7 protein-coding genes are annotated in these 6,675 nt (G+C 65.1%); all 7 read right to left on the bottom strand.

Annotated elements, in window-relative coordinates:
• A partial coding sequence (locus EOA33_RS19515; protein WP_245482378.1) for an FAD-dependent oxidoreductase occupies positions 1-491 on the bottom strand: 491 nt, incomplete at its 3' end.
• A 175-nt stretch (positions 492-666) separates the two neighbouring features.
• Positions 667-1,497 carry an ATP-binding cassette domain-containing protein gene (locus EOA33_RS19520; protein WP_127406326.1) on the bottom strand — a complete coding sequence of 277 codons (831 nt, stop codon included), beginning with the start codon at positions 1,495-1,497 and terminating at the stop codon, positions 667-669.
• Entirely contained in the window at positions 1,490-2,380 is an 891-nt protein-coding gene (locus EOA33_RS19525; protein ID WP_127406327.1) for an ABC transporter ATP-binding protein, read from the bottom strand. The genes EOA33_RS19520 and EOA33_RS19525 overlap by 8 nt, the downstream gene beginning before the upstream one ends.
• Positions 2,377-3,225 carry an ABC transporter permease gene (locus EOA33_RS19530; protein WP_127406328.1) on the bottom strand — a complete coding sequence of 283 codons (849 nt, stop codon included), beginning with the start codon at positions 3,223-3,225 and terminating at the stop codon, positions 2,377-2,379. Before EOA33_RS19530 ends, EOA33_RS19525 begins: the two co-directional genes overlap by 4 nt.
• Entirely contained in the window at positions 3,218-4,225 is a 1,008-nt protein-coding gene (locus tag EOA33_RS19535; protein ID WP_127406329.1) for an ABC transporter permease, read from the bottom strand. The genes EOA33_RS19530 and EOA33_RS19535 overlap by 8 nt, the downstream gene beginning before the upstream one ends.
• A 70-nt stretch (positions 4,226-4,295) precedes the next feature.
• Positions 4,296-5,822 (bottom strand): ABC transporter substrate-binding protein, encoded by a 1,527-nt coding sequence (locus tag EOA33_RS19540; RefSeq protein WP_127406330.1) that lies wholly within the window; start codon positions 5,820-5,822, stop codon positions 4,296-4,298.
• A 109-nt stretch (positions 5,823-5,931) separates the two neighbouring features.
• On the bottom strand, positions 5,932-6,675 hold a 744-nt coding region (locus EOA33_RS19545; RefSeq protein ID WP_145989204.1), incomplete at its 5' end, for an NAD(P)/FAD-dependent oxidoreductase.

Here is a 6,675-nt window from a genome sequence, read left to right on the forward strand (position 1 = left end):
CAGACGAACTTGCATTTGCGGGTGTCGATATCGGGCTTGAAGATTTCGGCGAAGGCCGCGCGAGACCTGGAGTTCAACCCGTCCGCAGCGACCACCAGTTCGTGCGTTTCCATGAACGGCCTCGGATCGGCTATCTCGGTTTCGAACTCCAGTTTGATGCCGAGCTCATGTGCGCGCCGCTGCAAAAGTATCAGGAGCCGCTTGCGGCCGATGCCGCAGAAGCCGTGGCCGGAGGAGACGGTGCGCACGCCGTCATGGATGACGGCGATATCGTCCCAATAGGCGAAATGCTTCTTGATCCAGACCGCGCTGACCGGATCGTTGCGGCTGAGGTTATCGAGCGTCTCGGCCGACAGCACCACGCCCCAGCCGAACGTGTCGTCGGCGCGGTTGCGCTCGAATACCGTCACCTCATGCGCGGCGTCGCGCAGCTTCATCGAGATGGCAAAGTAGAGCCCGGCCGGTCCGCCGCCGAGAACCGCAACCTTCATGCCTGCGATCTCCTCTTCGCTTCCGGGCCGCCATGTGCCACGGCGGTCCCACCAACAGTATCGCGCGGGAGCGAATTTATTTCAAGCTTGAAGTTTCATGATTGAATAAATCCTCGATTGGCGGTCGGAGTTGCTGCGCACCGCCGAGCTTCGGGTTACCGATAGCTGAGTTCCCTCAAGCCGGCGCCCTCGCTGGCAGCCGCAGCCAGTCCGCGTCGATCTCGGGTAGCGGAATGGCGGCGAGCAGGTCGCGCGTGTAGGCCTCCTTCGGATTTTCGAACAGCGCATCGGTAGCGCTGGCCTCGACGATCCTGCCTTCGCGCATGACGATGACCTGCTGGCAGAGCCGCCTTATCACCGACAAATCATGGCTGATGAAGGCCACAGTCAGCCCCATTTCGGCCGCGAGCCTTTCGAGCAGGGTCAGGATCTGCGCCTGCGTCGACACGTCGAGGCCGGAGACGATCTCGTCGGCCAGCACGAATTTCGGCGACAGTGCCAGTGCTCGCGCAATGCCGACGCGCTGGCGCTGGCCGCCTGACAATTGATGGCGGTAGCGGCTGGCAAAGCTTTGCGGCAGGCCGACGCGCTGCAAGGCTTCCGCCACGCGCTCCTTCAACCTGTCGCCGAGGCCGTTCTGCCTCAGCGGCGCGGCGATGATGTTGAAGACCGTATGCCGTGGGTTGAGCGATGACATCGGGTCCTGGAAGATCATCTGCAGGTCGCGGCGCAGCGGCCGAAGCCCGGCTTCCGAGAGGTGGCTGATGTCACGGCCTTCGAAGCTGATCGAGCCGGCGCTGGGCTCCAGCAGCCGCACCAGTGCACGGCCGAGCGTCGACTTGCCCGAACCGGACTCGCCGACGATACCGGTCACCGATCCCTTCGGCAGATCGAAATCGAGCCCTTTCAGGATCTCGGCCAGCGGCGCGCGGCCGACCAGTGGCTTGCGCGTCATGTCGGGCAGCGCCACCTTCAGCCCGCGCACCGAAAACAGCGGCTCAGCCATGGCCCGGCCTCCAGGCTTTGTCGGCATCCGCGATCTCGGCGGCAAGTCCCGCAAGCACGGTTTCGTCCACCGGCTTCAGTGATGCGAAGGGATCGGTGTAGCGCGGCGTCGCCGCGATCAGCGCCCGCGTGTACGGATGCCGGGGTGCTGCGAAGAGCTCGGCGGTCTCGGCTTCCTCGACCACCTTGCCGGCATAAAGCACCGAGACTTTCTGGCTGATTTTGGCGACGACGCCAAGATCGTGGGTGACGAACAGGATCGCCGTGCCGTGGTCGCGCTGCAGTTGCGCGATCAGCCGCAGGATCTGCTTCTGCACCGTCACGTCGAGCGCCGTCGTCGGCTCGTCGGCGACGATCAGCCTCGGCTCGGCGGCGAAGGCGGCGGCGATCAGCACGCGCTGGCGCATGCCGCCGGAGAGTTCGTGCGGATAGCTTCTCAGCACGCGCTCGGGGTCGCGGATATGCACCTCGTCGAGCAACTGGCGGATGCGTTGGTCGGCCCGCTCGCCGCTCCAGCCCAGGATGCGCACCAGCCGGTCGGTCGTCTGCGGGCCTATGCGGCGCGACGGGTTGAGTGCGGTGAGTGGATCCTGCGGGATCAACGCCGTCCGGGCGCCGATCAAATTGCGGCGCGCCCTGAGCTGCAGGACACCAAGGTCCTCCCCCTCCAGCCGCATCTCGCCTTCAATCACGCGCACGCTGGATGGCAGGACGCCAAGCACCGCCTTGCCGATCATCGTCTTGCCGGCGCCGCTCTCGCCGACCAGCGCGCGCACTTCGCCCGGCTGGACGGACAGCGACACCGAGCGCAGCACGCGCTGGCCGTTGGGCAGCACGGCGCTGAGCGAGCGGATTTCGAGGCAGGGTTTCACGGCCGCGCTCATCGCAGCACCGGATCGAAACGCGCCTTCAGCGCCTCGCCGAACTGGCTGAAGGACAGCACGGTCAGGATCAGCGTGACCAGCGGGAACACCAGCACCCACCAGGCCTGGTGGATCGACAGCCGGCCCTCGGCGATGATGCCGCCCCAGGTCGGATCGTCGGTCGATATCGACAAATTGACGAAGGACAGGATCGCCTCGACGATGACGGCGATGCCCATCTCCAGCGACAGCAGCGCGACGATCGACGGCAGCACATTGGGCAGCACCTCGCGCAGCATGATGCCAATGCGGCCATAGCCGGCGATGCGCGCGCTTTCGACGTAGTCCATGCGCGCCTGGCTCATAGCTTCGGCACGGATCACCCGGCAGAAGCGCGCCCAGTCGATGACCGCGATGGCGATGATGACGGAGCTGAGGCCGGTGCCCAGCACCGCCACCAGAAGGATGGCGAACAGCACGGGCGGGAAGGCCATCCAGATGTCGACGACGCGCGAGATGATGCGGTCGGCCCAGCCGCCGAAATAGCCGGCGATCAGCCCCAGTGCCGAGCCGACCAGGCAGGCGGCCGAAGCGGCGGCGAAGGCGACGATGAAGGCGATGCGGCCGCCGAAGATCAATCGTGAGAGCAGATCGCGGCCAAGGCTGTCGGTGCCCAGCCAATAGCCGGGTTCGGCGCCATCCAGCCAGAAGGGCGGCAGCCGCTCCAGCATCAGGTCCTGCGCCAGCGGGTCCTGCGGCGCAATCAGCGGCGCGAAGATGGCCGCCAGCAACGCCAGTAAAAGCCAGCCGCCGGCCAGCCAAAGCTTCGGGCTCAAACCGCTTCGGGAGATGCGTGCCTCATCCATGGCGCAGCCTCGGATTAAGCAGCGCGTACATCATGTCGACGGCGAGGTTGATCAGCACGAAGAGCAGCGCAAAGACCAGCACGATGCCCTGGATCAGCGGCAGGTCGCGGTTGATGACGGCGTCGATCGCCATGTTGCCGAGGCCCTCGTAGGAGAACAGCCGCTCGACGATGACCGTGCCGCCGATGAGGAAGGTGAACTGCACGCCGACCAGCGTCAGCGTCGGCAGCGCAGCGTTTTTCAGCGCTTCGCGCAGGATGACCTGCGTCTCCGAAAAGCCCTTCACGCGCGCCAGCACGACATAGTCGAGGTCGAGCACCTCCTTCAGCGACTGTTTCAGCAATTGCGCGATGATCGCGGCCAGCGGCAGCGCCAGCGCCACGGCCGGCATCAGCATGTGCTTGAGCAGGTCCCAGGTGAGATCGAAGCGGAGTCGAAGCAAGCTCTCGATGAGATAGAACTGGGTGACGAAGGGCAGGTCGAGTTGCGGCGACACCCGGCCGGAAATGTCGAACACCGGGACAAGCACGCCGAACAGCAGGATCAGCACCAGCCCCCACAGGAAATCGGGGATGGAGAGCGCGGTGCCGCTGGCGATGTCGATGCCGGCCTCGAATGCCGTGCCGCGCTCGCGCGCCCCGAGGATCGCCGCCGTGCCGCCGATGGCCACCGCCATCAGAAGCGCCACGGTCGCAAGCTCCAGCGTCGCCGGCAGCCGGTCTAAGACCAGCCCCAGCACATCCTGCCGCAGCGATATCGAGGTGCCGAAATCGCCGCGCAGGACGCCGCCGAGCCAGATGAAGAACTGCTGCACGATGGTCTTGTCGAGCCCGTAGAGCGCCCGCAGCCGCGCGATGTCCTCGTCGCTGGCGCCGGGCGGCAGCATCATCGCGATCGGGTCGCCGGGCGCGAGCCGGATGACGACGAAGACGACGACGGCGACGCCGAACAGCGTGACCAGCATCGTCAGCAGGCGAACGAGGAATCTTTGCAGTAGCATCGGCCTGTATGCCCGGATGAAAAAATGCGCGCCGTCTTCGCGACGGCGCGCGGCAATCCAAGGCCGATGATCAGGCCGGGGTCATCAGCGCCGGCAGCAAGGCACCCGACACATGCTGCACCACATTGACGCCCTTGGCGTGCACGATCGGCTGCGCATACTGCATCAGCGGCAGTACATAGGCCTGTTCGGCGACGTATTTGTCGACCGCCTTCCAGCCGGCGATGCGCTTTGCCTCGTCCTTCTCGCCCCATAGCGGGTTGATCATGTCGATCAGGTCCTGACTGTCCCACACCGAATGCGGGCTCGGGCCGTACATGGCAAAGCCGGTCGACGTCGTCGGATCACCGATGGCGTTGCCCCAATTGTAGAAGGCCGCCGGCGCCAGCTTGTCGGCGGCGCGCAGCTCATAGTGCTTGGCGATTTCATAGACCTCGATCGTCGCCTCGATGCCGACCTTGCGCCACATGCCGACGATGGCCTGGATCATCTCATAGTCCTTGGGCTTGAAGCCCTTGGTCGTCTGGATCGTGAACTTGACCGGCTTTTCCGGCGAATAGCCGGAAGCAGCGAGCAGTTGCTTGGCCTTTTCCGGATTGTGCTCGACCTTGATCGAGGCATCGAAGGCCGCGTATTCCGGCGTCTCCAGCGTGGCGATCGGCTGGCCGTAGCCGCGCAGCAGCCGCTTGACCAGAAGCTCCTTGTCCACCGCCATGACGGCTGCCTGGCGGACATTTTTGTCCAGCATCGCCTCGATGTCGTTGAAGAAGATCATGCCGATGTCGGAGACGTTCTTGATTGAGCCGGCGAGCCCGTCTTTGGCGATCAGCCGGTCATACTCCTCATAGGGGATTTCAAGCGTCACCTGCGAGGAGCCGGATTCGATCTCGGCGACGCGGCTCGCGGCGTCGGTGACGAACTTGATCGTCACGTTCTCGAAGGCCGGCTTGCTGCCCCAGTAGTTCGGATTGGCCTTCAGCCGCAGGAAGGCGTTGCGCTCGAACTTGTCGACCATGTAGGGGCCGGTGCCGATCGGCGACTTCTCGAAGCCCTCGGCGCCGACCTTCTCGTAATAGGCCTTCGGCATGATGTAGCCGGTCAGGAATGACATCCATTTGAAATAGACCGGGTCGAACTGCACCACATCGCCGGTGATCTTGTTGCCGTCGATCTTGAAATTGTTGACGTTCTTCCAGACGAACTGGATCGGGTTGCCGGTCTTCTCGTCGCCGGCCCGCTGCAGCGACCAGACCACGTCCTCAGGCGTGAATGGCGAGCCGTCATGCCACTTCACGCCCTCGCGCACCGTCATCGCCACCTTGGTGCGGTCCTCGTTCCAGCCCCATTCGGTGAGCAGGCCGGGCGTGAAGGACAGGTCCGGCTTCTGCGGGATGAACTGGTCGAACACCGACTGGTAGAGACCCTGGATGGTCGGATTGACCGCCGAGGGCCCGGTCGTCGGGTCCCAGGACGGCAAATTGACGTTGTAGGCGATGGTCAGCTCTCCAGCCGCCCTGGCTGCCTTTGGCAGGCCGAGAGCGGTCGCGCCGATCGCCGCCGCGCCGTATCCGAGCAAGTCACGTCTGCTGATGGTCATGGTCGTTCCCCTTGGTTGTATTTCTTCGCGCGGCAGTGTCATCGTCGTTGGGTTCAGGCTCCTTGGGCAACCGCGCCTTGCCCCCTGCATCCCGGAAAGATCGTCGCACCTACCTCCCGCCTAGCTGTTCAGCGAGCATGAAGCCCGAGGCGGCGCCGGTGCCGGCGCCGGGCCATGTCGCGGCGCCGGTGAGGTAGAAGTTTGAGACCGGCGTGTTCCAGCCGGCGTAGCCACGGGCCGGGCGGAAGAGAAAATTCTGCGCCAGATGATGGCTGCCGCAGACCTGGTCGCCGCCGACGAGGTTCGGATTCTCGCGCTCGAGATCGAGCGGCGAGAAGACGGCGCGGCCGAGGATTTTTTGGCGCAGGCCCGGCGCGTAACTCTCGATGATCTCGAGCACGCGCTCGGCATAGGCGTCCTTGATCGCGTCCCACGGACCAGGCTCGATCCTGCCGGCCGCGTCGCCGAGGACTTCGGCCGGCAGCATGCGCACCTGCACCCACAGCACATGCTTGCCTGCGGGCGCGCGGGAGGGATCGACGGCCGTCGGCTGGCCGATGACCAGCACCGGCGGGTCCGGCAAAATGCCCGCTGTCGCCTGCTGGTAGGTGCGCGACATGGCGTCGAGCGACGGCGACAGATGCACATAGGCGAACTGACGCAGCTCGGCCCCGGCGCTCCAGTCGGGCAGGTCGTCCAGCGCCAGGTGGATCATCATCGTGCCTGGCGCGTAACGGAATTTCTTCATCGTCGCGTCGAAGCCGGCATCGCCCGAACCGTCGGGCAGAAGCTTGCCCGGCAGCGCCTTCGGCGCGACGCCAGCGATGACCGCCTTGCTGGCGACATGGAAATC

The sequence above is a fragment of the Mesorhizobium sp. M4A.F.Ca.ET.050.02.1.1 genome, assembly GCF_003997725.1.
In the GTDB taxonomy this organism is placed as follows: domain Bacteria; phylum Pseudomonadota; class Alphaproteobacteria; order Rhizobiales; family Rhizobiaceae; genus Mesorhizobium.

Excerpts from the sequence above, each read along its gene's own strand:
- EOA33_RS19520 (WP_127406326.1), bottom strand. The coding sequence starts at position 1,497 with ATGGCTGAGCCGCTGTTTTCGGTGCGCGGGCTGAAGGTGGCGCTGCCC.
- EOA33_RS19530 (WP_127406328.1), bottom strand. The coding sequence starts at position 3,225 with ATGGATGAGGCACGCATCTCCCGAAGCGGTTTGAGCCCGAAGCTTTGG.
- EOA33_RS19540 (WP_127406330.1), bottom strand. The coding sequence starts at position 5,822 with ATGACCATCAGCAGACGTGACTTGCTCGGATACGGCGCGGCGGCGATC.
- EOA33_RS19525 (WP_127406327.1), bottom strand. The coding sequence starts at position 2,380 with ATGAGCGCGGCCGTGAAACCCTGCCTCGAAATCCGCTCGCTCAGCGCC.
- EOA33_RS19535 (WP_127406329.1), bottom strand. The coding sequence starts at position 4,225 with ATGCTACTGCAAAGATTCCTCGTTCGCCTGCTGACGATGCTGGTCACG.